We start from the raw sequence: 25,593 nt of genomic DNA on the forward strand, positions 1-25,593 counted from the left end.
CGAAAAAGCAAGCGCTTAGAAAACTGCGGCCAGGGTCACACCCCCACCCCCGTGACCTCGCCCATACGTACGGGTAACTTCCCAACCAGCCCTGCCCGGAAGAACCTGTATCGCCAATGGAGCCGTGATGCCCGAAGCAGTGATCGTCTCGACCGCCCGCTCCCCGATCGGCCGCGCCTTCAAGGGCTCTCTCAAGGACCTGCGCCCGGACGACCTCACCGCCACGATCATCCAGGCCGCGCTGGCGAAGGTCCCCGAGCTGGACCCGCGGGACATCGACGACCTGATGCTCGGCTGTGGCCTGCCCGGCGGCGAGCAGGGCAACAACCTCGGCCGGATCGTCGCCGTGCAGATGGGCATGGACCACCTCCCCGGCTGCACGGTCACCCGGTACTGCTCCTCCTCGCTCCAGACCTCCCGCATGGCCCTGCACGCCATCAAGGCCGGCGAGGGCGATGTCTTCATCTCGGCCGGCGTCGAGATGGTCTCCCGCTTCACCAAGGGCAACTCCGACAGCCTCCCGGACACGCACAACCCCTTCTTCGCCGAGGCCGAGGCCCGTACCGCCGAGGTCGCCCAGCAGGAGGGCACCACCTGGCACGACCCGCGCGAGGACGGCCTGGTCCCCGACGCCTACATCGCGATGGGCCAGACCGCCGAGAACCTCGCCCGCTGGAAGGGCGTCACCCGCCAGGACATGGACGAGTTCGGCGTCCGCTCGCAGAACCTCGCCGAGGAAGCCATCAAGAACGGCTTCTGGGAGCGCGAGATCACCCCGGTGACGCTGCCCGACGGCTCGGTGGTCAGCAAGGACGACGGCCCGCGCGCCGGCGTCACCCTGGAGGCCGTCGGCGGCCTGAAGCCGGTGTTCCGCCCGGACGGACTGGTCACGGCCGGCAACTGCTGCCCGCTGAACGACGGTGCCGCCGCCGTCGTCATCATGAGCGACACCAAGGCCCGCGAGCTGGGCCTCACCCCGCTCGCCCGCATCGTGTCCACCGGCGTCTCGGGCCTGTCCCCCGAGATCATGGGCCTCGGCCCGGTGGAGGCCTCGCAGCAGGCGCTGCGCCGCGCCGGTCTCACCATCGACGACATCGACCTGGTCGAGATCAACGAGGCGTTCGCCGCGCAGGTGATCCCCTCCTACCGCGACCTGGGCATCGACCTGGACAAGCTGAACGTGAACGGCGGCGCCATCGCGGTCGGCCACCCCTTCGGCATGACCGGCGCCCGCATCACCGGCACGCTGATCAACTCCCTCCAGTTCCACGACAAGCAGTTCGGCCTGGAGACGATGTGCGTCGGCGGCGGCCAGGGCATGGCCATGGTCATCGAGCGCCTGAGCTGAGCGAGTTGGCGTCCCTTTCGGCGCAGCGCCGAAAGTAGTCGTCCGCACACCCGCCGTGAGGTCATGGCCCAGAACCCTGGAACCACCGGGGTTCTGGGCCGTTTTGTGATCCAATCTCCGTCAGGATGTGACCTATCTCCCTCTGCGCAGGGATTTACGCAGGTCAGAACCGTTCTCACACTAAACTCCGGGCCCAAAGTCCTGTCCGTTTCGTGACGTTACGCACTGACAGCGGGATAGTCCGCCCTTCAAGCTGATGTAGGAAGTCGGGGGTCGACTTTGAACCGGGAGTACGTCAGTGAGCGCCATGCCGATCGCCTTGCTGGTCACCACGGCTGCCACGGGCGCCGTGGGCGTCGCCGTCCTGCGCACCCTCTTGCAGCTGCGCCGACAGGTGGCGGCCCTGCACACCCAGCTCGCCGAGACGAACACGGCGGCCGCCGCGCGCGGTCTCGTGCCCGCCGCCCGGCTCGCCGGTGAGGCCGACGAGATACGCGCCGCGGTGGCCGAGGCCCTCGCGGAGGAGCGGGAGCGGGAACTCGCCGAGGCGCGCGCCTTCTGGGCCGCGCAGGAGGCCCGGGACGCCGACGCCCCCAGCCTCCTCGGGCTGACCGACAGCGAGCTGTTCCTGCCCCGCCAGAGCGACTTCGTGGGCCTGGAGCACCTGGAGCCCGTCGCCGAGCCGGCCGCGGACGCCGACGAGTTCGCCGCGGACTCGCCCGAACTGGCCGCGGCCCGCCGCCGGCACCCCTCCCACCCGGACTTCGTGCCGGTCCAGTCACCGGTCGTGAACGACCATGAGCGCACGGTGGCCACCCTGGAGGAACTCGCCGCGTCGCAGACGGAACTGGCCGATGTCCGCCCGGGCCCGCTGGGCACGCTCGACGTCTATGTCTTCGCCGACGGCACCACGCTGTGCATGACCCCGGGCCACAAGGAGACCGCGGAACGCCTCTCCGCGGCCCTGATGGCCGGCGAGACGCCGATACTGCTGGGCGGTTCGGGGATCTCGGGCGCGTACACGCTGACCTTCGCGTGCGGCGAGGAGAACGTCTACATCCTGGCGGACCGGGTCATAGCGAGCCTGTAGGTCTGTGGGCCTGTAGGTCTGTGGGCCTGTAGGACTGTGGGCCTGTAGGTCTGTGGGCCTGTAGGTCTGTGGGCCTGTAGGTCTGTGGGCCTGTGGCTTGTGGGCCTGTGGCTTGTGGGCCTCTCGTTCACACTCCGGCCCGCTTCTGCGCCTCCTCCACCAGCCGCACCGCTTCGTCGATCTGGCCCTCGTCCGTGAGGACGAGGGCCAAGTCGTGCACGGCGACGGTGATTTGGTCCGCGGCGGCGAACATCCCCGCGTCGGGCATCTCCCGCGGCTCACCGGAGGGGTCCTCCAGAAGCTGCGCCCGGCGGGCCAACTCCCTGGCCAGACCCAGTGCCTCGGCCGCGGCGCCCCGTTGCAGCCGGCTCTGCGGAGCGGCCCGCAAACGGTCGGCGAAGTGATCCACAGCCTGCGTCAGACGCGTCGTATCAGCCACGGCGCAACCGTACGCGCCGCACCGGGACTGTTGCCAACACGCGAACGCTCAGGCACGGTGACCTGAAGGACCGGCTTACATCCCCTTTGCGTCCGGAGGCGCCGATGTCCCACGTCCTCTCCGAGGAGACCCACCGCAACATGCTCGCCCGCATCCCCCACTGCACCGGTCGTGAAGTCTCCGACTGGATCCGCACCGTCGAAGAAGGCCCGGCCCTCTTCCGCTTCGAGGAAAAGGTCAGCTGGCTCCGCCACGAACACAACCTCGCGTACGGCCACGCGAAGGCGATCATCCACGAGTACGACCTGAGGAGGGCCGCGCGCAAGTTCCTCTAGCGGCGCGCACCACGACACGGCGAAGGGCCCCCGGGACGGATGCCCAGGGGCCCTTCGCTACGACCGTACGACCGTCGGTGATCAGTCGCTGTTGAGGATCGAGATGAGCCTCAGGAACTCCATGTAGATCCAGACCAGCGTCATGGTCAGACCGAACGCCGCCAGCCAGGCCTCCTCCTTCGGCGCGCCGTAGGCGATGCCGTCCTCGACCTGCTTGAAGTCGAGGGCCAGGAAGCAGGCACCGAGCAGGACGCCGATGATGCCGAACAGGACGCCGAGGCCGCCGCTGCGGAAGCCGAGGCCGTCACCGCCGCCGAAGACGGCGAACAGCAGGTTCACGGCCATCAGCAGGACGAAGCCGAGCGCGGCCGCCATGACGAAGCCGTAGAAGCGCCGGTTGACGCGGATCCAGCCCGCCTTGTACGCCACCAGGACGGCGGCGAACACGGCAAGCGTTCCGATCACGGCCTGCATGGCCGCACCGCTCGCGATGCGGTTGTCGACGACGCTGGAGACGACACCGAGGAAGACGCCCTCGAACGCGGCGTACGACACGATCAGCGCGGGCGAGGCCTTGCGCTTGAAGGACTGGACGAGCGCCAGAACCATGCCGATCAGACCGGCGCCGACGGCGATGCCGTAGGACCGGTTGATGTTCGCGTCGTCGACCGGCAGCGCCGCCCAGGCGACCGCGGCCGTGACGATGAGAATGCCGAGGGTCGTACCGGTGCGCATGACGACGTCGTCCATCGTCATCCGGCCGGTGGTGACCGGGGCCTGCGGCGGCGCGCCGTACTGCAGGTCCTGCTGGGCGTAAGGGTTCTGCGCGTAGGGGTTCTGCGCGTACGGGTCGCCGGCCTGCGGCTGGGCGTACGGATTGCCCTGCGTGCCCACGGCTGCGCCCCCGGCCTGCGGCTGGGCGTTGAAGCCCGCGTAGCCGTTGTCGCGGCTGAACCCCCGTCGCGAGAAGACCGGGTTGCTGCTCCTCATTTCACTCCTCCATGGCCACTTCGTGTGGGCCTTGGCGTCAAGAGTAATAGGTAGGCAAAGGAATGACCCTAGTGCTTGGGGAGGATCTTTCCCTCGTCGTGCTGCGCAACACGCTACGCGGCCCGTCGATTCCCGGCCACGAAGGGGGCAGGTTCATGACCATTCCGGTACATCACCTGGTCCGTCACGCGACACCTCACTCGAAGGGGAACCCGGTGTACCCCTCGGCGAGGTCGGTCTCGGCGGCCCGCGAGCCGGCGATCCGCTCCAGCCGCGCGACCTGGAGCCGGTCCTCGAAGGGAGTGGCGTCGGGCGCCCGGTGCAGGAGGGTCGTCATGTCGTACGAGAACCGCTCGGCCTGCCACACCCGCCGCAGACAGGTCTCCGAGTAGGCGTCGAGCAGCTCGGCGGACCCCGTGTCCCGCTGGTGGGTGAGCGCCCTCGCGAAGGTGACGACGTCCCCGACGGCCAGATTCAGCCCCTTCGCCCCGGTCGGCGGCACGATGTGAGCGGCGTCCCCGGCGAGGAAGAGCCGTCCGTGCCGCATGGGCTCGTGGACGTAGGACCGCATGGGCGTGACGGACTTCTGGGTGATGGGGCCGCGGTCCAGCGCCCACCCGTCCTCGGTCTCGAAGCGGCGCTCCAGCTCGTCCCAGATCTCCTCGTCACTCCAGCTGTCGGCCTCCGTGCCCTCGGGGACCTGCAGATAGAGCCGGGAGACGGACGGCGAGCGCATGGAGAGCAGGGCGAAGCCGCGGTCGTGGCGGGCGTAGACCAGCTCGTCGTGCGAGGGCGGGACGTCGGCGAGGATGCCGAGCCAGCCGAAGGGGTACGTCCGCTCGAAGACGCGCACGAGTTCCTCGGGGACGGCCTTGCGGGCGACGCCCCAGAACCCGTCGCACCCGACGACGTACTCGCACTCGAGGACGTCCTCACGCCCCTCGTGCCGGAACCGAACGGCGGGGCTGTCACTGTCGGCGCCCTCGACGGCCAGCGCCTCCGCCTCGAACAGCAGCGGGCCGCCCTCCTTCAGCTGGAGGGCGATGAGGTCCTTGCAGACCTCGGTCTGCGCGTACACCATCACGGACCGGCCGCCGGTGAGGCCGGGGAAGTCGACGCGGTGCCGCTTCCTGTCGTACCTGAGCTCGATCCCGTCGTGCCGCAGCCCCTCGCGGTCCATGCGCTCGCCGGCCCCGGCCGCGCGCAGCACGTCGACGGTGCCCTGCTCCAGGATTCCGGCGCGCTGGCGGTGCTCGACGTAGGCGCGGTCACGGGCTTCCAGGACGACCGAGTCGATGCCGGCGTTGTGGAGCAGCCGGGCGAGGAGGAGGCCGGCGGGGCCGGCTCCGATGATGCCGACGGTGGTGCGCATCGACGAACCTCTCTGTTCGTGTAGTGAAATTTCCTTCACCATTTACCGCGCCGAGTCTGCGACGGCCCGGGGCCGCTGTCAACGGTCGGTGCGCGGCAGGACGCCCGGGCGGAGCTCGATGCGGACGGTGTCGTCGTCCTCGATGACGTAGGTGGGGTCGGTGGCGTGGTCCCAGCCGACGCGGAGGAGGTAGTAGCGGTGGTCGCGTTCGAGGAGGAGGCGGAGGTCGGTGTAGCGGTAGCGGTAGTGGACGCCTTTGCCGAGGTCTTCGTAGTGGGGGCCGGGCGGGGCGAAGTCGAGGCGCTCGGTGCTCATGATGACGACGGCGACACGGCTCACCAGCTGGTCCGCGTCGGCCCGGGCGTCCTGTCTGCCGAGCTGGCCGGCGGACAGGGCGGCGACCCAGATGAGGAAGAGCCCGGCGACCAGGAGGGAGCCGGCGCGTTCCCACGGGGCCCGCCGGGTCTCGCCCTCCGGGGCGGCGGCGCGGGTCAGCCCGAGGATGAGCCCGCCCGCGACGAGCAGTGGGGCCGTCCAGCCGTAGGGCTGGATCCAGCGCCACAGCAGCATCAGGACGACGCCGAGGACGACGTATCCGAGGTGCGCGCGAGCGACGGCGCGGCCGAACTCCCGCAGGCGGCGGACCTGCTGTTCGGGGACGTGGAGCAGGGTCAGCAGCCTGGGTGCGGCGGGGACGAGGAGGGCCAGGGCCAGCATTTCGAGGACCGGGAGGGTGGCCAGCCGGAGGCTGTGCATGACGAGTTCGAAGGTGCTCAGGCCGACGGCGAAGGGGTTGAGGCGGAAGTAGCCGAAGTAGGCGTTGGTGTAGATGTAGCCGGCGTAGAGCATCAGGGCGCCCAGGAAGGACGCGATGCCGGCCACGGAGTTGACGAGCTCGAAAGGGCTGCGGGCGCCTTCCGGCGGGGGTGTGGGCGCGGTGGGCGCGGTGGGCGCGGTGGGTGCGGTGCGTACGGGGCGGGCCGGACGGGCGGGGGCGAGACGCGGAGGTCGGGGCCGTGGGCGGGCCGGGCGGCGGGGGCGGCCGGCGGGCTGCGCCGGGTCCCCCGGGGGAGTGGCCACGGGTCAGGTCGGCTCGGGGGTGAGGCCCGCGCCGTCGTCGCCCGGGGCGGCCGAGGGGTCGACGGGCGGCTGGCTGTCGCCGACCGGCGGATCGATCACCGGGGACTCGCCGCCGCCGTCCGTGGGGCTCGGCGGCAAGGAGCAGTCCGGGTAGAAGCCCTCCTGCGGCGAGGGGCACGCGCTGTCGACACCGCCGATACCGCCGTCGAGGCCGACCGAGATGCTGTCCCAGTTGTCGATGTCCGAGGGTGGCGCCACGCCCGACACTCCCGGATCCCCGTTGGCCCCGCCGCCGCCCCCGCCGGAGCCGTCTGCCGCGCCACCACTGCCGCCGCTGCCGTAACCGTCGCCGTCGCTCTGCGCTCCCGCGGAGCCGGTCGCGGCCGGCGCCGGTCCGCCGCCGCCTGGATCGTCCCCGTCGGCGCCCGCCGAGGCACCGCATCCGGTGACCGCACCGAGGCCCAGCACCACCATCAGCCCGACCGCCCCGGCGTGACCGCCCCAGCGGCCCGGACGGCTCCGAAAACACCGCACCCTCATGGGTCCCTCCCCCGAACGGGACACCCCTTCATGGCTGCATGCCGCAGCGAAGTGGTGAAGGCAGCGTCCCACCGCGAGCGGCATCCAGCCATCGGCTTTACGGAAAAGGGACGAATGAGGTCGGAGGTGCCCGGAACCGGACTTGAACCGGTACGCCCGCGAGGGGCAGCGAGGTTTAAGCTCGCCGTGTCTGCATTCCACCATCCGGGCAGGCCATGGGCTCCGCATCGAGGTCCCGAGCCTATCGGGGCGCGTCCCCCGAACAGCGGACGGGCGGACCGATGTTGTCTTATTTTATTGACGTCTGAGGGTGCATCAGCCCGTGGAACGCGCCATCCGCACTTGCCAATAGCCTTACGCGCGAGGCCCGGCGGCGCATGCGGAATGACGGAATTTCACCGCCTCAACCAGGGGGCTCCACCTGTTCTCGACGCGGCCGTGGCTCAGGGGCGTCCGTCATCCCCAGGTATGACACGGCCGCCTCCGGTCAGTCTCGAGTCGCCCTCCGGAACCGGAACAGCGGGTGACTACACGGCCGCGAGGCGACGCGACGATGGTTCACGGCCCGAAACGGCCGCAGCAACACAAGAACGCAGGACCGCCGCCGTCGTCCGTCAAGGAGCACCCACCCGTGACCACCACTCCCATCGCCGACCGGACCACCTCCGTGGCCGCACGCGCCACGGATCTGTCGAAGATCTACGGACAGGGCGAGACCCAGGTGGTCGCGCTCGACCGGGTCTCCGTCGAGTTCCGGCGGGCCGAGTTCACCGCGATCATGGGCCCGTCCGGGTCCGGGAAGTCCACGCTGATGCACTGCGTGGCGGGGCTCGACACGTTCTCCTCCGGCTCCGTGCGCATCGGCGACACCGAACTGGGCTCGCTGAAGGACAAGCAGCTCACCAAGCTCCGCCGGGACAAGATCGGCTTCATCTTCCAGGCGTTCAACCTGCTGCCGACGCTGACCGCGCTGGAGAACATCACCCTGCCGATGGACATCGCGGGGCGGAAGCCGGACCAGCAGTGGCTGGAATCCGTCATCCAGATGGTCGGCCTCAAGGACCGGCTCTCGCACCGGCCCTCCCAGCTCTCCGGCGGCCAGCAGCAGCGCGTCGCCGTCGCCCGCGCCCTGGCCTCCCGCCCCGACATCATCTTCGGCGACGAGCCGACCGGAAACCTCGACTCCCGCTCCGGCGCCGAGGTGCTGGGCTTTCTCCGCAACTCCGTACGGGAGTTGGGGCAGACCGTGGTGATGGTGACCCATGACCCGGTCGCCGCCGCGTACGCGGACCGTGTCGTCTTCCTCGCCGACGGGCGGATCGTCGACGAGATGTACCGGCCGACGGCGGACAACGTGCTTGATTTCATGAAGCAGTTCGACGCGAAGGGCCGTACCTCCTGATGTTCCGCACCGCCCTGCGCAACGTTCTCGCGCACAAGGCCCGGCTCCTCATGACCGTCCTCGCCGTGATGCTCGGCGTGGCCTTCGTGTCGGGGACGCTGGTCTTCACCAACACCATCTCGGACGCGTACCAGAACAGCTCCGCCAAGGGCTTCGACCAGGTCGACGTGGCGGTACAGCCCGACTACCAGGAGAGCAAGGGCGACAAGGTCGGCAAGACCCCCGAACTCACCCAGGCGCTGCTGGACGAGAGCGCGAGGACCCCGGGCGCCGCCTCCGCGATCGGCGTCGTCAGCGGCTTCACCGCCCTCGCCGACAAGGACGGCAAGCTCGTCGGCGGCGGCTTCCAGACGAAGGGCGGGAACTACTGGGGCGCCAAGGACCCCCGGTACCCGCTCGTCGAGGGCGCCGCCCCGCGCGGTGCCGGCCAGGTCGCCATCGACTCGGAGACCGCGCGGCGCGCCGGGTACGAGGTCGGCGACACGGTCCGTATGTCGATCGACGGCCCGGTCCTCACCCCCACCGTCTCCGGCATCTTCACCACCGACGACGGCAATGTCGCGGCCGGCGGCAGCCTCGCCCTGTTCGACACGGCGACCGCGCAGAAGCTGTTCGGCAAGACGGGCACGTACGACGAGATCGACGTGAAGGCCGCCCCGGGCACCTCCCAGACGGCGCTCAAGGCCGCGCTCGACAAGTCCCTGCCGACGAAGCTCGTCGAGACGACGACCGGCAAGGAACTCGCCGACAACCAGGCCGAGATGATCTCCTCGCAGATGGGCAGCTTCCGGCAGATGCTGCTGGTCTTCGCGGGCATCGCGCTGTTCGTCGGCACCTTCATCATCGCCAACACCTTCACCATGCTGGTCGCCCAGCGCACCAAGGAGCTGGCGCTGCTGCGGGCCGTCGGCGCCTCCCGGCGTCAGATCACTCGCTCGGTGCTCGTCGAGGCGTTCGTCGTCGGCACGGCCGCCGGGGTGACCGGCCTGGTCGCGGGCATCGGCATCGGCGCCGGGATGCGGTCGCTGATGGGCGCGCTGGACGCGACCGTCCCGGACGGGCCGCTGGTCGTCTCCGGCGGCACGGTCGCCACCGCCCTCGCGGTCGGCATCCTCATCACCATGCTGGCGGCGTGGCTGCCGGGCCGCCGGGCCGCGAAGATTCCGCCGGTCGCGGCGATGAGCAGCGTGCACGCGCAGGCCACCACGAAGTCGCTGGTGCTGCGCAACACCCTCGGCGCGCTGTTCGCGGGCGCCGGTGTCGCGGTCGTCCTCGCGGCGACGACGATGAACGGCTCCGACGGCCAGGCCCCCATGGGCATCGGCGCGGTCCTGCTCATCCTCGGCGTGTTCATCCTGACCCCGCTGCTGTCCCGCCCGCTCATCGCGGCCGCCGCCCCGGTGCTGCGCGTGTTCGGTACGGCGGGCAAGCTCGCCCGGCAGAACTCGGTCCGCAATCCCCGTCGTACGGCTGCCACCGCATCCGCGCTGATGATCGGGCTGACCCTGATCACCGGGATGACGGTGATGGCGGGCAGCCTCCAGAAGTCCATCGACAAGATGGCGTCGGCGGCGATCCGCGCGGACTACATCGTGTCGATGGCGAACGGCAACGAGCTGTCCCCGGACGTCGACCGGAAGCTGAACGCCACCGACGGTGTCACCACCACCAGCCCGCTGCGCAACGCCCCCTCGCGCATCGACGGCGAGACCGAGTACCTGACCGGCGTGAACGGCTCGGCGATCGGCAAGCTGACCGACCTGAAGGTCGACAGCGGCTCCTTCAAGGTGGGCGGCGGCCAGGTGGTCGTCGACAGCGACACCGCCAAGTCCCGTGACTGGACGGCCGGTTCGACGTTCACCGCGCACTACGAGGACGGCAAGGCGCAGCGGCTCACGGTCTCGGCGGTCTACGAGGGCAACGAGCTGATCCGGGGCATCATGGTCGACAACAGGACCCTCACCCCGCATCTGACCGACCCGGCCGACATGCAGATCCTGGTGAAGACGGCCGACGGTGCCTCCGACGCCACCAAGGACCGGCTGGAGAAGGCCCTCGGCACCAACCCGGCCGTCAAGGTGCAGAGCAAGCAGGACCTGTCCGACGACATCGCGCAGATGTTCACGCTGATCCTGAACATGGTCTACGGCCTGCTCGCCATGGCGGTGCTCGTCGCGGTCCTCGGGGTCATCAACACCCTGGCCATGTCGGTCTTCGAACGCTCGCAGGAGATCGGCATGCTCCGCGCGATCGGCCTGGACCGCAAGGGCGTCAAGCGGATGGTGCGCCTGGAGTCCCTGGTGATCTCCCTGTTCGGCGGTGTCCTCGGCATCGGCCTGGGCGTGTTCTTCGGCTGGGCGGCCGGGGAGCTGCTGGGCACGAAGATGGCGACGTACGAACTCGTCCTGCCCTGGGGGCGGATGGCGCTCTTCCTGCTGGGCGCGGCGGTCGTCGGTGTGCTGGCGGCCCTGTGGCCGGCCCGGCGCGCGGCGAGGCTGAACATGCTGTCGGCCATCAAGGCCGAGTAGCGAGCGGCGTTCGTACGGCAGTTGGGGCCCGCCACCGGCAAGTGGCGGGCCCCGTCCGTGCGTTCAGTTCCAGGCGCGTGCCCGCAGCGGCATCCGGGAGTCCCCGGAGTCGAGGGCGCGGACGGCGAGGACCTGGTTGACGCCGATGCTGTTGCGTTCGAAGGCGAGCGCGCTGGCGGCCATGTAGAGCCGCCAGACCCGGGCCCGGCCGGGTCCGGCGAGCCGGATGGCGCGGGCCCAGTCGGTCTCCAGACGGGCCACCCAGCGGCGCAGGGTGAGGCCGTAGTGCTCGCGGATCGACTCGACGTCACGCACCTCGAACCCGGCGCGTTCCAGCTGGGTGACGGTGGTGCCGAGGGGGGCGAGTTCGCCGTCGGGGAAGACGTAGGCGTCGATGAACTCGTCGACGTGGTACGCCGATTCGTCGCGCTGGGGGCGGCGGGCGATCTGGTGGTTGAGGAGCCGCCCGCCGGGCCTGAGGAGGGCGTACAGGTCCTCGGCGTACTCCAAGTAGCGTTCGGAGCCGACGTGTTCGGCCATGCCGATGGAGGAGACCGCGTCGTAGGGGCCGTCGCCGACGTCCCGGTAGTCCTGGACGCGGATCTCGATCCGGTCGGTCAGGCCCTCGCCGGCGACGCGCTTGCGGGCGTAGGCGGCCTGCTCCTGGGAGAGGGTGATGCCGACGACCCGCACGCCGTGCTCGCGGGCGGCGTGGATCGCCATCGAGCCCCAGCCGCAGCCGACGTCGAGCAGCCGCTGACCGGGGGTCAGGGCGAGCTTGCGGCAGACGAGTTCGAGCTTGTCGCGCTGGGCGCTTTCGAGCGTGCCGCCGGGGGTCTCCCAGTAGGCGCACGAGTAGACCATGGACGGGCCGAGGACGATCTCGTAGAAGTCGTTGCCGACGTCGTAGTGGTGGCTGACGGCGCGTCTGTCGGTGCGCTTGGTGTGGAGGTGGCCGCGGCGCCGGCGGACCTCCTCGGGCGGCGGGGCGGGCGGCAGCGGCAGCCCGGAGAGCCGGACGAGGCCGCGCAGCGCGGCGCGCACCTCGGGGTCGCGGAGCAGCGCGGCACGGCTCCTGGTGCCCTCGCCGCGCTCCCAGACCAGGCCGGAGATCAGGTCGAGGGCGGTGTAGAGGTCGCCGTCGATGTCGAGGTCCCCCGCGACCCAGGCGCGGGCGAGACCGAGTTCGCCGGGCTTGTACAGCAGCCGGCGCACCGCCCGGCGGTTGCGCAGCACCAGTGCCGGGGCGCCCGGCGGTCCCGCCTGCGAGCCGTCCCACGCCCGCACGCGGAGCGGGAGCGGGGCTCCCAGCAGTAGTTCGAAGAGGTTCTTCAGCCGCGACGCGGCGTCGGCCATGGCGCACACCTCCGTGACGAGGATCCCGGAATTGTCCACCTACGTAAACAGTGACAAGGGGTGACGCAATCCCGGGACACGCCGAAGGGCCTCCCGCACCACGGATGGCGGGAGGCCCTTCGGTTCGTTCGTCGCGCGGCGACCGGAGTCGGTCAGGAGGCCTTGGCCTTCTCCTGCGTCTTCTCCGGCTGCGCGGCGGCGGGCGCCGGCGCGGGCTTGGCGGCCTCGTAGAACTCCTCGCGCGGAGTCTCCAGGGCACCGAGGGCGACGACCTCACGCTTGAGGAACATCGCGAGCGTCCAGTCGGCGAAGACGCGGATCTTGCGGTTCCACGTCGGCATCGCCAGACCGTGGTAGCCACGGTGCATGTACCAGGCGAGACGGCCCTTGAGCTTGATCTTCATCTTGCCCATGACGATCATCGCCACGCCCTTGTGGAGGCCGAGACCGGCCACCGCGCCCTTGTTGGAGTGCGCGTACTCCTTCTGCGGGAAGCCCCGCATGCCGGAGACCACGTTGTCGCCGAGGACCTTGGCCTGACGCAGCGCGTGCTGGGCGTTCGGCGGGCACCAGGCGTTCTCCACCCCGGCCTTGCGGGCGGCGACGTCCGGGACCTGGGCGTTGTCGCCGGCGGCCCAGATGTAGTCGGTGCCCTGCACCTGGAGGGTGGGCTGGGTGTCGACGTGACCGCGCGGGCCCAGCGGGAGGCCGTAGCGGGAGAGGACCGGGTTCGGCTTGACGCCGGCGGTCCAGACGATCGTGTTGGAGTCGACCTCGAGGCCGTTCTTCAGCACGACGTGGCCGTCGACGCAGGAGTCCATCGAGGTGGAGAGGTAGATCTCCACGCCGCGGCTCTCCAGGTGCTCCTTGCCGTAGGTGCCCAGCTTCGGGCCGACCTCGGGAAGGATCTTGTCGGCGGCGTCGACGAGGATGAACCGCATGTCCTCGCGGGAGACCGTCTTGTAGTACTTGGCCGCGTCGCGGGCCATGTCCTCGACCTCACCGATGGTCTCCGCGCCGGCGAACCCGCCGCCGACGAAGACGAAGGTGAGCGCCTTGCGGCGGATCTCCTCGTCGGTGGTGGAGTCGGCCTTGTCCAGCTGCTCCAGGACGTGGTTGCGCAGGCCGATGGCCTCCTCGACGCCCTTCATGCCGATGCCCTGCTCGGCGAGGCCGGGGATCGGGAAGGTGCGGGAGACCGCGCCGAGCGCGATCACCAGGTAGTCGAAGGGCAGCTCGTACGCCTCGCCGACCAGCGGGGCGATCGTGGCGACCTTGCGGTCCTGGTCGATGGTGGTGACCCGGCCGGTGAGAACCTCCGCCTTGGGCAGCACGCGTCGCAGCGGGACGACGACGTGGCGCGGGGAGATGCTGCCGGCGGCGGTTTCGGGGAGGAAGGGCTGGTAGGTCATGTACGACCGGGGGTCGACGACCGTGACGGTCGCCTCGCCGTAGCGCATCTTCTTGAGGATGCGCCGAGCTGCGTACAGGCCTACGTACCCACCGCCTACTACGAGGATCCTGGGACGCTCCGTGGTGCTCATGCCATCGAGTATCCACCCGCCCCAGGGGGGTCGCTCGTGCGCCCCTTCACAAGCTCCGACAGGGGGTGTGTTATCCTCCGCGACTCACGTGATCCAGGTCATGGTGCGGATCCGGAACCAGCCGGTATGGCGGACCGTTGTCAATGCCGCGTGAGCTGCCTCTCTTGGCCTCCGCGACCCCTGTGAGCGGTCCGCGACGACCCCTCGCGAGCCCTCGACGGAGGGTCCCGGCCGACCCCCTGTATCACACTTCTGAACACGTTCAATGGCCTTTCGGGGCCCCGGAAGGGTCAGTCGGCCGCTTTTCGTGGTTCCGCAGGGCGGAATTCCTTGTGAAGAACTTCACGAAGTTTCTCGGAGGCGCACCCCCGGGGGTCGTCTCCGGGCCCCCTGGAGGCGCTCATACGTTATCCGACCTGCTCAGCAGATGGCTACCGATCGGTAACAAAGGAGGGCTACGCCACCGAGAACGCGATGCCGTCGAGGATGTCGTGCTCGCTCACGACGACCTCCTCGGCCCCGATCCGCTCCATGATCGACAGCAGTACGAGGGCACCCGCCGCGATGACGTCCACGCGCCCCGGGTGCATGGAGGGCACGGTCGCGCGCTCGGCGTGCGTGGAGTGCAGCAGCAGCCACTCGGTGATCTCCCTGACCTTCTCACGGGAGACACGGGAGTGGTGGATGCGCTCCGAGTCGTACTCGGGCAGCTCCTGCGCGATCGCCGAGACGGTCGTGACGGACCCGGCGAGCCCCACCAGCGTGCGCGCCTCGCGCAGCGGCACGGTCTCCTCGGCGAGGTCCAGGGCGGCCTCGATGTCCGCCCGCATGGCGGCGATCTGCGCCGGCGAGGGCGGGTCGGAGACGACACCGTCCCGGACGAGATGCCGCTCGGTCATCCGCACACAGCCGACGTCCACGGACCGCGCGGCCCGCACCTGCTCCGCGCCGACCACGAACTCGGTCGAACCTCCGCCGATGTCCACGACGAGATAGGGCGGGGCGAGGTCGGCACGGCCCTTGAGCTCCCCCGTGGCGCCGGTGAAGGAGAACTCCGCCTCCTGGTCGCCGCTGATCACCTCCGGCTCCACACCGAGGATGTCCAGCACCCCGCGCACGAAGTCGTCCCGGTTCTCGGCGTCCCGCGAGGCGGACGTGGCGACGAACCGCAGCCGCTCCGCGCCCATCTCCTTGATGACGGCCGCGTACTCGCGGCACGCCGCGAAGGTCCGCTCCAGCGCCTCGGGCGCCAGCCGCCCGGTCCGGTCGACGCCCTGCCCGAGCCGCACGATCGTCATCCGGCGGTCCAGGTCGACGAGTTCACCGGTGGCCGGGTCGCAGTCGGCGACCAGGAGACGGATGGAGTTGGTACCGCAGTCGATGGCGGCGACACGGGTCACTGCTCGTCCTCCTTCGGCAGCGTCACGCACGCGCCCTTGCGCCACCACTCCGGCAGCATCGCGATCGCCTCGTCGCCCAGCGGGTTCACACCCGGCCCGGCGGCCAGGGAGTGGCCGACCAGCACGTGCAGGCACTTCACCCGGTCCGGCATGCCGCCCGCGCTCGGGAAGCCCTTGAGCTCCTCGATCTCGTCACGCCGCCGGATGTAGTCCTCGTGCGCGGCGCGGTACGCGGCGGCCAGCTCCGGATCGGTTTGCAGGCGCTCGGTCATCTCCTTCATCACGCCGTTCGCCTCCAGCGTCCCGATCGCGGAGTTCGCCTTCGGGCACGTCAGGTAGTACAGCGTCGGGAAGGGCGTGCCGTCGGGCAGCCGGGGGGCCGTCTCCACCACGTCCGGCTGCCCGCAGGGGCACCGGTGCGCGATGGCGCGCAGCCCGCGCGGCGGACGCCCGAGCTGCTGCTTGAAGGCCTCGACGTCGGCGTCGGTCGGCTCGGTGCGCGGGGTGGTGGGCGGGGGCGTTTGCATGCCTGTTACTGATTTCCTCTGTCGGTCTACTGGTCGGAGGCGTCGGACTTGTCGACCCCGTCCCAGACGTTCGAGTACCAGGGGCGGTCCGCCGCCCCCAGGTCGGCGCGCGACTGCTGGGCCGCGCCCGGGTCGACGACGACGAACCCCGTCTCCCCCGGCATCACATAGTGCAGCCGCTGCCGGATCTGCTGCTCGGCGTACGCGTCGTCCTGCCACCGCGCCTTGAGGTCGCGCAGCTGCTCGACGCGCTGCCGTGCCTGGTCCTGCTCCCGCTGGAGATCGGCGATGTCGGCGCGCTGGGAGACGTACTGCCTTATCGGGTACGCGAGCGCGACGATCAGCGAGCACAGCACCAGCGCGAGCAGCGCCGCGCGGCCGGTGAGCCGCGAGCGGCGGGCCTGCCGCTTGGTCTGGGAGCGGTAGACCCGGGCCGCGGTCTGCTCGCCGAGCAGCCGGATCCGGGTCGCGGTGGAGAAACGGTCCCGGTCCTTGACGGCCATCTCTCACTCCCGTTCACACGCGCGTACGTCCCCGCACACGGTACGGGACCGAGTACGGGGACGTACGTACGACGCTGTCCTTGAGGGCTTTAAGGGTGTCAGCCCTTGAAGCGCGGGAAGGCCGAGCGGCCGGCGTACACCGCGGCGTCGTCGAGGATCTCCTCGATGCGCAGCAGCTGGTTGTACTTGGCGACGCGCTCGGAGCGGGCCGGGGCGCCGGTCTTGATCTGGCCGCAGTTGGTGGCGACGGCGAGGTCGGCGATGGTGACGTCCTCGGTCTCGCCGGAGCGGTGGGACATCATGCACTTGAAGCCGCTGCGCTGGGCGAGCTCGACGGCGTCCAGGGTCTCGGTGAGCGAGCCGATCTGGTTCACCTTGACCAGGAGGGCGTTGGCGGTGCCCTCCTCGATGCCGCGGGCGAGACGCTCCGGGTTGGTGACGAACAGGTCGTCGCCGACGAGCTGGACCTTGTCGCCGAGCTTGTCGGTGATGACCTTCCAGCCGGCCCAGTCGTCCTCGAACAGCGGGTCCTCGATGGAGACGAGCGGGTAGGCCGCGACGAGCTCCTCGTAGTACTCCGTCATCTCGGCGGCGGAGCGCTCCTTGCCCTCGAACTGGTACTTGCCGTCCTTGTAGAACTCGGAGGCGGCGACGTCGAGGGCGAGGGCGACCTGCTCGCCGGGGATGTAACCGGCCTCCTTGATCGCCTCCAGGATGAGGTCCAGGGCGGCGCGGTTGGACTCGAGGTTCGGCGCGAAGCCGCCCTCGTCGCCGAGGCCGGTCGACAGGCCCTTGCTCTTCAGGACCTTCTTGAGGGTGTGGTAGACCTCGGTGCCCCAGCGCAGCGCCTCGGAGAAGGACTCCGCGCCGATCGGGGCGATCATGAACTCCTGGATGTCCACGTTGGAGTCGGCGTGCGAGCCGCCGTTCAGGATGTTCATCATCGGAACGGGCAGCAGGTGCGCGTTCGGGCCGCCCAGGTAGCGGAAGAGCGGGAGGTCGCTGGCCTCGGAGGCGGCGTGGGCGACGGCGAGGGAGACGCCGAGGATGGCGTTGGCGCCGAGGGAGCCCTTGTTGTCGGTGGCGTCCAGGTCGAACATCGCCTGGTCGATCAGCCGCTGCTCGGTGGCGTCGTAGCCGACCAGCTCCGGGCCGATCTGCTCGATGACGGCGAGGACGGCCTTCTCGACGCCCTTGCCGAGGTAGCGGTTCGGGTCACCGTCGCGGAGCTCGATGGCCTCGAAGGCGCCCGTGGAGGCGCCGGAGGGGACGGCGGCACGACCCGTGCTGCCGTCGTCGAGGCCGACCTCGACCTCGACCGTGGGGTTGCCTCGGGAGTCCAGGATTTCCCGGGCTACGACGACGTCGATGGACGGCACGAGCATCTCCTTCTTGGGATGTGACGCGGCTACGGCACTGCCGCAGCGACTCTGCGAGACGAGCCTAACCGGCTCCGGGCGATCGGCCACCGCGTGGACCGCCCCGTGGACAGAACCGATCGTAAATTGTTTCCGAACGGAACAAAGACGGTTCAAGAAACCACGTACAAAACGCGGCGCAAAAAACCCCGCTCCGGTGCGTACGGGGGAACACGCACCGGAGCGGGGAGCCCGTGGGGACGGGGGGACCCTCACGAGGCCCTCAGTATGAGAGGACCACGGATGTGAGGGCGCCGCGGTTCAGGCAGGACTCACTTGAGGTGCAGCTGCTGACCCGGGTAGATGAGGTTCGCGTCCTCGATGATGTCCTTGTTCAGCTTGAACAGCGTCTGGTAGCCGCCCTTGACCTTGTGCTTCTCCGCGATCGAGCTGAGGGTGTCACCCTTGACGACCTTGTACTCGCCGTCGCCCTTCTTGACCTTCTTGCCGGTCGGGGTGGTGACGGTCTTCTTCGCGGCCGTGCGCTCCGAGGAGCGGGAGGCCGACTGCTCGGAGGAGCGGGTGCTGGTGCCGCTGTCGCTCGACGAGCTGGAGGAACCGGAGGACGACGAGCCGCCACCGTTGTAGGCGGCGCCGGACAGGCCCACACCGCAGGTCGGCCAGGCGCCCTTGCCCTGGGAGGCGAGCACCTTCTCGGCGACGGCGATCTGCTGCGCCTTGCTGGCCTGGTTGGCCTGCGGGGCGTAGGCGGTGCCGCCGTACGCGGCCCAGGTCGAGGCCGAGAACTGAAGGCCGCCGTAGTAGCCGTTGCCGGTGTTGATGGACCAGTTGCCGCCCGACTCGCACTGGGCGACGGCGTCCCACTCGGAGGCGGTGGCGGCGGAGGCGTTGCCGGCCGCCATCAGCGGGGCGGCGATGGCGACACCGGTGACGCCGGCGAGCGCGGCGGCGCGGGTGGCCTTGGACGGACGACGGTGCTTGCCCTTGCCGGAAAACAGCATGGTGGATCCCCTCACCGACGCCTGCGAGGTGAGCTGTCGGGTTCGGGCCGGTTGAGTTGCCCGGTCGCGCACCCTGCGGTGCGCGGCTTCACCCCAAGCCGGTCCAGCGTGAACTGCTGGGCCCGGCGCTTACCTTGGGTCCCCCGCTCCTGCCTACGGCGCTTGACGCGACGACTGTTCCCGTACGGCCGCTGGCAGGATTCGGCGTTGCGGCAGCCGGGGCTCGTGGTGACGAGCGGTGTTGACCGTAGACACGGAACCCGGGGGATTTCAAAGACGATCAGGGCTTCTGAGACTCATCCCACACTTTCGCCAAACCGGACATTCAGCGCGAAGCGTGACGCGAACTCCCGTCGCTTTTCGCCCTATTCAGCCCCGACTACGAGGGTCTGACCGGGCATGATGGCGCTCGGGTCGGGACCGATGACCTGCTCGTTCGCGGCGTAGAGGTGGCGCCATCCGCCGTCGAGGCCAAGGGAGTCGGCGATGGAGGCGAGCGTGTCGCCCTCGCGGACGGTGTACGCCTTCTCGTCGGCGCTCGGGCCACGGTGCCGGCCGGTGCCGGTCTCGCCCGCGGGATCACTCTTGGCGTCGCTCTTGTTGTCGCTCTTGTTGTCGCTCTTGTTGTCGCCGCCGAGGGCGCCGATGTCGACGAGGTTCGAAGAGCCGCCCACTTGCCATGAGTTGTCCGATTCGGCCTCATTCGCCGGGACTGTGGGCGAGCTGTCGGGCGACTGTGAGGCGGTCGAGCCGGAGTCGGGCGTATCCGACTTGGCGGACTTGTCCGCGCCGGTGGAGGTGGAGGGCGAGGGAGAGGCGTCGGTGGAGGCGTCACCGGAAGCATCGTCCGACGAGCCGGACTCCGCGGAGTTGGGCAACCCGGATGATTCCGATCCCGATCCGGACGTATCGGACTCCGCGCCGGATCCGGACGCCGAGGACGAACCGGTCCCGACGCCCGTGTCGACATCGGCCGAGCCCGAGTCCTTGCTGAGCCCGTTCAGCAGCCCGCAGGCGCCCCAGACGCCGACACCCTGGTCGGCGAGGACCTTCTCGGCGACGGATATCTGCTGGTTGCGGCTGGCCAGGTCGGCGCTCGGGGCGTAGTCGAGGCCGCCGTACTTCTCCCAGTTCTCCTGCGAGAGGCTGAGCCCGCCGTAGGAACCGTCACCGTTGTTCTGGCTCCAGGAGCCGTCCGTCTCGCACTTGGCGACCTTGTCCCAGGTGCCGCCGTCGGCCGCGCTCGCGCCGGTGGCGGCGAGCAGCGGGATCGCGATGGCGGAGCCGGTCACTCCGGCCGCGACGAGAAGTGCCGGAGCCTGGCGGGGGCGACGGTGACGACCGTTCCCGGAGAGCATGCGGGGACCTTTCGCGAGACAGCGGTGACCGGCGTGGCGGGTGAGGCTGGGCGCCACGCTGGTTGGTGAACGTATCGGCAGACGATCACTTGTCACAAGTTAATGCCGCGCAGATCACGTGAAGATCACAGGGGTGAGGGGGAGTCGCGTTCGGCTGGTTTCGGCGTAACTCCCGCTGTGACGTGGAGAGGTGGGACGAGGGGCTCGCGCCTGACCGGTGAGCTGACACCCCGGGAATTCAAGTGATTCATGAGGACGGGCCAGAAGCCCTTCTTGAACCAGGAGTTCTGCCGGTCTTTGGCAGGGGCCCACGGACCGTAGCGGGCGGGGAGTTCGTCCCACAGGCAGCCGGTGCGGAGGCGATGCAGAATCCCGTTGACCTGAGTCCGGACGTCCGGCGTGCCGCGCGCGAACCGGCGACGTCCGAAGTAGGCCACCATCAACTCCTCGACAGCGGGCCAGGCCTGCTCCGGCACTTCGGCGGGGACGGGCGTCCCGGTCCTCACATGCCACTCCGTCACTTTGCATTTGACGCCCGACCGTTTTCTCACCCGGGCAAGGGGCTTCACCGTGATGTTCAGAAAACTGACCACACCTCCCATCTCGGAGCGCGTCGGGTTCTGCAGGGTCCTGCCCATCACCATGCTGAGATCCGGCTCCGCTTGACTCTGTTCCGCCAGCACCTCCCTCGCCTGAGTCAGGAGATCGCTCATGCTCCGCACGTCTTCGGCGAGTTGGCGCACGACGGTGTCCTTCACCGTCTGATGGAGACCAGGGACAGCAGCCAGTGCGGTTGCCGCCCGAGCCGCGGCTTCTTTCTTCTCATGGAGCAGTTCCTCGAACCGGGCCACGCGTTCACGCTGCTTGTCGGTGTCCTCGGGACGAGCCCTGCGACCGGGCTCCGGCAGCGAACCGCATCCGTCCAGGCCCCTCAGAAGCGTCACCACCTCCCTCCACACGACTGCTTCCACCTCGTCAGCGGCCAGATAAGGGTCGGAGCAGTTCGTGGTCTTTCCCTTGCCGTTGTTGCCGCCTCCGCACCGGTAGTAACGGGTGTCGTCGGACTTGCGGTAGGCCCCGACGTACCGGTACCCGCAGGCACCGAGAATCCGGCCGGACAACGGGTAGTCCCCAGAAGCCGCATGGGAGGCATGCCCTGTCTCCCGCATCGCCGCGACGAGGGCTTCCGCTCTCTCCGTGGAGAGGATGCGAGGGACAGGGATGGTCACACTGTCTCCGTGCAGAGGAGCGCCCTCCTCGTCGAGTCTCGTGCCGTTCTTCCCACTGCCGGCAGGGTTGCGGAAGACGACCTCTCCCTGGAGAAGAGCAGAACTCCTGAGGCGGCGATGAAGGTTGGAAGCCGTCCAAGGCCGCCCACTCCGGGTGAACATCCCGCGTTCGTTGAGCTCCGAAGCGGCCTGAGAGACGTTCTTCTTCCCCTCCACGATCAAAGTCACCGCTGCGCGGACGACGTCCGCCTCGCGATCGTTCACGATCAGCGTGGAACCCCGTCGGCCCGACTGCTCGATGGTGTACCCCCACGGTGGTGGACCGCCGACCCAGCCGCCTTCGAGAGCTCTGCACTGACGGCCTCCCTGCGTCCGCTCGCGGATGAGGTTCCACTCGGCCTCGGCGCTTGAGGCATGGAATTGCAGCTGCCTCCGACCGAACTCCGTGGTGGTGTCGATGTCCTGGGTGACCGAGGCGAAGCTGACGCCCAGGTCTTCCATGGCCCAGATCCAGGCCCAGAAGGCTCGGCCCGTACGGCCGATGCGATCGAACCTGTCCACCACGATGACGTCGATGAGGCCTTGCCGAGCGGCTTCTTCGAGCCGCCGCATGCCAGGGCGATCGACAGTCGCCCCCGACACCCCCTCGTCCCTGAAGATCAGATCGGGAGCGAGGCTCCATCCAGGCCTGTTGGCGACGTACGCGCGGCCCGCGCGCTCCTGGACATCCAGTCCGTATCCCCGTGCCTGCTCTTGGGTGGAAACCCGCAGCATCAGAGCTGCTCGAACGGAACCCACCGACCCCGGCCCGTTCCCGCCCCCGGACATGGGCATCGCGATAGCGTTGAACATGTCAGCCCCTTCACGGCTGGCAAGGCCCCGGAGCTCTAGCCAGCTCTGGGGCCCCTTGCATTTGCCGAAAAGTTAGCTCTCGACATGACTCAGAACCTGTAGAACCCGAAATCCGGCTAGTCGCTTATCCAACGAAACATGCGTATGTTCGCCTCGTCGCTCCGGTGGCCCCGCCCCCGCCACCCGGCTGCGGATACGGTCACCATGTGAACGTCTCGAACACCGGCCCCGAACTCTTCACCTGGGAGTTCGCTTCCGATCCATACCCGGCCTACGCCTGGCTGCGCGAACATTCCCCTGTCCACTGGACAAAACTCCCCAGCGGCGTCGAGGCGTGGCTGGTGACCCGCTATGCCGATGCGCGCCAAGCCCTCGCGGACCAGCGCCTCTCGAAGAACCCCGACCATCACGCCGAGGACGCCCAGGGCAAGAGCCGGACCGGAATCCCTGGCGAGCGCAGCGCCAACCTCATGACGCATCTGCTCAACATCGACCCCCCGGACCACACCCGGCTGCGCCGCCTCGTCTCCAAGGCGTTCACCCCACGACGCGTGGCCGAATTCGAGCCCCGGGTAAAGGAGTTGACCGACGTCCTCATCGACCGGTTCGCGCCCCGGGGCCAGGCCGACCTCATCCACGACTTCGCCTTCCCCCTCCCTATCTATGCGATCTGCGATCTGCTCGGCGTCCCGCGCGAGGACCAGGACGACTTCCGGGACTGGGCGGGCATGATGATCCGCCACGGAGGCGGCCCACGCGGGGGTGTCGCCCGCTCCGTCAAGAAGATCCGCAGCTATCTCGCCGACCTCATCCACCGCAAGCGCGGCGATCTGGGCGACGACCTGATCTCGGACCTCATCCGCGCCTCCGACCATGGTGAGCACCTGACCGAGAACGAAGCCGCCGCCATGTGTTTCGTACTCTTGTTCGCAGGATTCGAGACCACGATCAACCTGATCGGCAACGGCTCATACGCGCTCCTGCGTCATCCCGCTCAGCGCGCCCGGCTCCAGCAGTCCCTCGAGCGCGACGAGACCCGACTGCTCGACACCGCAGTCGAGGAACTGCTCCGCTACGACGGCCCCGTGGAGCTGGCCACCTGGCGCTACGCCACCGAGCCCCTGACCATCGGCGGGCAGTCCATCGCCGTCGGCGACCCGGTGCTGGTCGTACTCGCCGCCGCAGACCGTGATCCGGAACGGTTCGCCGATCCGGACGTCCTCGACCTGTCTCGCGGTGACAACCAGCACCTCGGGTACGGCCACGGCATTCACTACTGCCTCGGTGCACCCCTGGCCCGCCTTGAGGGCCGTACCGCCCTCGCGACCCTGCTCCGCCGTCTGCCGGACCTCGAACTGGCCGCCGAACCCGCGGATCTGCGCTGGCGGGGCGGACTGATCATGCGCGGGCTCCGGGAGCTTCCGGTGCGGTTCACCGCCGACTGACGGACATCAGCCTTCCGTCTCTCTGATGGCGTCCCGATAAGCCCGCGCGGCGCTGCGCAACGCCGCCTCCGGGTCCACTCCCGCGGCCTCCGCGCGCACGGCCAGAGTCAGCAGTTCGTACCCGAGGCCCTCGCCCGTCGGCAGCGCTACCTCCAGCCCCGCCGTCCGGACTCTCGACGCCAGTTTCGAGGCGAGGGCCAGGCCGGGCTGGCCGAGGGGGACGCCGTCCGTGATCGACTCGCGCTGCTTCTCTATCGCCTTGGTGCGCAGCCAGTGGGCCTTGACCTCCTCGGGGGTCGTGGCCGTCTCGTCGCCGAAGACGTGGGGGTGGCGGTGGATGAGCTTGGTGACGATGCCGCCTGCCACGTCGTCGATGGAGAAGGGGGCGTCGGGGTCCTCTTCCGCGATGCGGGCGTGGAAGACGACCTGGAGGAGGACGTCGCCGAGTTCCTCGCGGAGTTCTTCGCGGTCGCCCTCCTCGATGGCCTCGACGAGTTCGTACGCCTCCTCGATGCCGTACTTGGCCAGGCCCTTGTGGGTCTGCTGCGAGGACCAGGGGCACTCGGCGCGGATGCGGTCCATGACCTGGACGAGGTCGAGGAGGCGGGCGCCCGGGAGGTCGTAGGAGGCGGGGAGGAGTTCCAGCTCGGGCATGGACACGCGACCTGAGCCGGCGAGACGGGCGAGGCCGTCGGTGAGGACGGGCTCGCCCTCGCCGGTCGCCACGACGACCACGGTGTGACCGCCCGCGCAGGCGGCGACCAGGTCCTCCGCCGTCGGCGACGCCTCGTCCACCCGTATCCCGGCCTCGCGCAGGTACGGCAGCTGCGGGTGGGCGCCGTCGGCGCACAGCACGCGGTCGGCGGCGTGCAGTGCCTGCCAGGCGGGCCAGGACAGCAGGCCGGGGGCGACGCGGTGGCTGGTGGTCAGCAGGACGATGCGGCCGGGGGCGGCGGGGGTGTCCGGCGTGGCTTCGGGGCTGGTGGTGTTCACGGTTCGAAGCTAACGCACGGCGCCGACCACCCCGCGAGTTATCCACAGGGTGATCGGCGCTGCCGTACCGTTCCGCCGCGCTGTGTGTGCCGGGTCAGGCGGTCTGCCGGGTCCCCGACGCGGTGACCTCGCGTACCCACGGGGTCTTGGCGTCGACGCGGCTGCTCTTCTCGACGTCCCAGGTGCCGTAGCGGGGGTTGAGGTCGACGTCGAGTTCCTTGGAGGCCTTGGACAGGGCCGCCCAGAAGGCCGGCTGGCTGGTGTCGGTGCCGAGGGCGGCGGCGAGTTTCTGGGCCTCCAGCTGGAGGCGGAGGTTGTCGTCGAGGCGCTCGGGGGCGATGCCGTACTGCTGGAGCCAGGCCGTCTCCAGGCCCTTGGCGCCGCCGGCCTGCTGTTCCAGGCCGGCCCGCATGGTCTGGATCTCCTTGCGGGTGACGGTGATGCCGGCGTCCTCGGCGGCCCGGTGCAGGACGCGGTCGAGGACCATGCCGTGCAGGGTGTCGCGGGTGAGGGTGCCGGTCTTGGCGATGGCCTGCGCGTACTGCGCGTCGTCCGTCACCGCGGCGCGCTGGGCGTCGCGGACCTCGTTCACCCTGGTCTCCAGTTGCGCGACGGTGATCCGCTGGCCGCCGACGACGGCTGCCGCGCCGGGGTGCGCGTCGCTGCCGCAGGCGGTGAGAAGGGGCGCCGCGGCGATCGCGGCGGAGAGGAGGAGCGCGGTGCGACGACGGCGGTGCAAGGAAGCCTCCCGGGGAGCTTGTGCGACGGTGCACAAAGTCTTGCGGTGATCGATGGTAGGCAGTGGGCAAGCTCTGGCCAACCCATTCGACCAACGATTCACCGGGACTTGGGGCACCGGCACGCCTCAGGGGTGACGCCGGG

22 protein-coding genes, 1 tRNA gene and 1 riboswitch are annotated in these 25,593 nt (G+C 69.6%); of the genes, 6 read left to right on the forward strand and 17 right to left on the reverse strand.

The window, feature by feature from the left end:
• Positions 1-127: 127 nt before the first annotated feature.
• Both EJC51_RS21040 and EJC51_RS21045 read left to right on the forward strand, forming a co-directional pair.
• Positions 128-1,348 carry an acetyl-CoA C-acetyltransferase gene (locus EJC51_RS21040; RefSeq protein WP_126272513.1) on the forward strand — a complete coding sequence of 407 codons (1,221 nt, stop codon included), beginning with the start codon at positions 128-130 and terminating at the stop codon, positions 1,346-1,348.
• Positions 1,349-1,655: 307 nt separating this feature from the next.
• Positions 1,656-2,438, forward strand: a complete 783-nt coding sequence (locus EJC51_RS21045) for a hypothetical protein (protein WP_207924851.1) — start codon at positions 1,656-1,658, stop codon at positions 2,436-2,438.
• Between the two features lie 127 nt (positions 2,439-2,565).
• On the opposite strand, the gene EJC51_RS21050 is transcribed toward EJC51_RS21045, so the two are convergent.
• Positions 2,566-2,877, reverse strand: coding sequence for a hypothetical protein (locus EJC51_RS21050; protein WP_179143432.1), 312 nt, complete (start codon positions 2,875-2,877; stop codon positions 2,566-2,568).
• 104 nt (positions 2,878-2,981) lie between these two features.
• Here EJC51_RS21050 and EJC51_RS21055 point away from each other — a divergent pair, with 104 nt between their 5' ends.
• Entirely contained in the window at positions 2,982-3,212 is a 231-nt protein-coding gene (locus EJC51_RS21055; protein ID WP_059196158.1) for a DUF4287 domain-containing protein, read from the forward strand.
• An 81-nt stretch (positions 3,213-3,293) separates the two neighbouring features.
• Here EJC51_RS21055 and EJC51_RS21060 read toward each other — a convergent pair whose 3' ends face one another.
• The 5 genes from EJC51_RS21060 to EJC51_RS21080 all read right to left on the reverse strand — a co-directional run bounded on the left by EJC51_RS21060 (position 3,294) and on the right by EJC51_RS21080 (position 7,404).
• Positions 3,294-4,202: a Bax inhibitor-1/YccA family protein gene (locus EJC51_RS21060; protein WP_126272515.1), complete on the reverse strand. Its 909-nt coding sequence runs from the start codon at positions 4,200-4,202 to the stop codon at positions 3,294-3,296.
• Positions 4,203-4,398: 196 nt separating this feature from the next.
• Entirely contained in the window at positions 4,399-5,574 is a 1,176-nt protein-coding gene (locus tag EJC51_RS21065) for a 4-hydroxybenzoate 3-monooxygenase (RefSeq protein ID WP_126272516.1), read from the reverse strand.
• Positions 5,575-5,652: 78 nt separating this feature from the next.
• On the reverse strand, positions 5,653-6,654 hold the full coding sequence (locus EJC51_RS21070; RefSeq protein WP_126272517.1) for a hypothetical protein: 1,002 nt from the start codon (positions 6,652-6,654) through the stop codon (positions 5,653-5,655).
• Between the two features lie 3 nt (positions 6,655-6,657).
• Positions 6,658-7,194, reverse strand: coding sequence for a hypothetical protein (locus EJC51_RS21075; RefSeq protein ID WP_126272518.1), 537 nt, complete (start codon positions 7,192-7,194; stop codon positions 6,658-6,660).
• Positions 7,195-7,321: 127 nt separating this feature from the next.
• Positions 7,322-7,404: transfer RNA gene (locus EJC51_RS21080), tRNA-Leu, on the reverse strand.
• A 421-nt stretch (positions 7,405-7,825) separates the two neighbouring features.
• Here EJC51_RS21080 and EJC51_RS21085 point away from each other — a divergent pair.
• Positions 7,826-8,596: an ABC transporter ATP-binding protein gene (locus EJC51_RS21085; protein WP_126272519.1), complete on the forward strand. Its 771-nt coding sequence runs from the start codon at positions 7,826-7,828 to the stop codon at positions 8,594-8,596.
• Positions 8,596-11,124 (forward strand): ABC transporter permease, encoded by a 2,529-nt coding sequence (locus tag EJC51_RS21090; protein ID WP_126272520.1) that lies wholly within the window; start codon positions 8,596-8,598, stop codon positions 11,122-11,124. The genes EJC51_RS21085 and EJC51_RS21090 overlap by 1 nt, the downstream gene beginning before the upstream one ends.
• Positions 11,125-11,187: 63 nt before the next feature.
• On the opposite strand, the gene EJC51_RS21095 is transcribed toward EJC51_RS21090, so the two are convergent.
• The 9 genes from EJC51_RS21095 to EJC51_RS21135 all read right to left on the reverse strand — a co-directional run bounded on the left by EJC51_RS21095 (position 11,188) and on the right by EJC51_RS21135 (position 22,273).
• Positions 11,188-12,480, reverse strand: a complete 1,293-nt coding sequence (locus EJC51_RS21095) for an SAM-dependent methyltransferase (protein ID WP_126272521.1) — start codon at positions 12,478-12,480, stop codon at positions 11,188-11,190.
• Between the two features lie 152 nt (positions 12,481-12,632).
• Positions 12,633-14,024 carry an NAD(P)/FAD-dependent oxidoreductase gene (locus EJC51_RS21100; protein ID WP_126272522.1) on the reverse strand — a complete coding sequence of 464 codons (1,392 nt, stop codon included), beginning with the start codon at positions 14,022-14,024 and terminating at the stop codon, positions 12,633-12,635.
• A 455-nt stretch (positions 14,025-14,479) separates the two neighbouring features.
• Positions 14,480-15,424, reverse strand: coding sequence for a Ppx/GppA phosphatase family protein (locus EJC51_RS21105; protein ID WP_126272523.1), 945 nt, complete (start codon positions 15,422-15,424; stop codon positions 14,480-14,482).
• Positions 15,421-15,951 (reverse strand): DUF501 domain-containing protein, encoded by a 531-nt coding sequence (locus EJC51_RS21110; protein ID WP_059196148.1) that lies wholly within the window; start codon positions 15,949-15,951, stop codon positions 15,421-15,423. The genes EJC51_RS21105 and EJC51_RS21110 overlap by 4 nt, the downstream gene beginning before the upstream one ends.
• A 26-nt stretch (positions 15,952-15,977) precedes the next feature.
• A complete protein-coding gene (locus tag EJC51_RS21115; RefSeq protein ID WP_097265064.1) occupies positions 15,978-16,454 on the reverse strand; it encodes an FtsB family cell division protein in 477 nt (158 codons plus the stop codon).
• Between the two features lie 98 nt (positions 16,455-16,552).
• Positions 16,553-17,839: a phosphopyruvate hydratase gene (gene eno / locus EJC51_RS21120; RefSeq protein WP_059196146.1), complete on the reverse strand. Its 1,287-nt coding sequence runs from the start codon at positions 17,837-17,839 to the stop codon at positions 16,553-16,555.
• Positions 17,840-18,144: 305 nt separating this feature from the next.
• Complete coding sequence (locus EJC51_RS21125; RefSeq protein WP_126272524.1) at positions 18,145-18,834, reverse strand: LysM peptidoglycan-binding domain-containing protein; 690 nt, start codon at positions 18,832-18,834, stop codon at positions 18,145-18,147.
• A 3-nt stretch (positions 18,835-18,837) separates the two neighbouring features.
• A riboswitch (cyclic di-AMP (ydaO/yuaA leader) is annotated at positions 18,838-19,005 on the reverse strand.
• Positions 19,006-19,199: 194 nt separating this feature from the next.
• Positions 19,200-20,192, reverse strand: coding sequence for a LysM peptidoglycan-binding domain-containing protein (locus tag EJC51_RS21130; RefSeq protein WP_126272525.1), 993 nt, complete (start codon positions 20,190-20,192; stop codon positions 19,200-19,202).
• Between the two features lie 125 nt (positions 20,193-20,317).
• Positions 20,318-22,273: a recombinase family protein gene (locus EJC51_RS21135; RefSeq protein ID WP_126272526.1), complete on the reverse strand. Its 1,956-nt coding sequence runs from the start codon at positions 22,271-22,273 to the stop codon at positions 20,318-20,320.
• Positions 22,274-22,479: 206 nt separating this feature from the next.
• Between EJC51_RS21135 and EJC51_RS21140 the strand changes: the two genes are divergently transcribed.
• A complete protein-coding gene (locus EJC51_RS21140) occupies positions 22,480-23,718 on the forward strand; it encodes a cytochrome P450 family protein (RefSeq protein WP_126272527.1) in 1,239 nt (412 codons plus the stop codon).
• 6 nt (positions 23,719-23,724) lie between these two features.
• On the opposite strand, the gene EJC51_RS21145 is transcribed toward EJC51_RS21140, so the two are convergent.
• Together EJC51_RS21145 and EJC51_RS21150 are read right to left on the reverse strand one after the other, a co-directional pair.
• Positions 23,725-24,711, reverse strand: a complete 987-nt coding sequence (locus EJC51_RS21145) for a nucleoside triphosphate pyrophosphohydrolase (RefSeq protein ID WP_126272528.1) — start codon at positions 24,709-24,711, stop codon at positions 23,725-23,727.
• Positions 24,712-24,805: 94 nt separating this feature from the next.
• Positions 24,806-25,450: a SurA N-terminal domain-containing protein gene (locus tag EJC51_RS21150; RefSeq protein ID WP_126272529.1), complete on the reverse strand. Its 645-nt coding sequence runs from the start codon at positions 25,448-25,450 to the stop codon at positions 24,806-24,808.
• Positions 25,451-25,593 lie beyond the last annotated feature (143 nt).

Source organism: Streptomyces aquilus, assembly GCF_003955715.1.
GTDB lineage: Bacteria > Actinomycetota > Actinomycetes > Streptomycetales > Streptomycetaceae > Streptomyces > Streptomyces aquilus.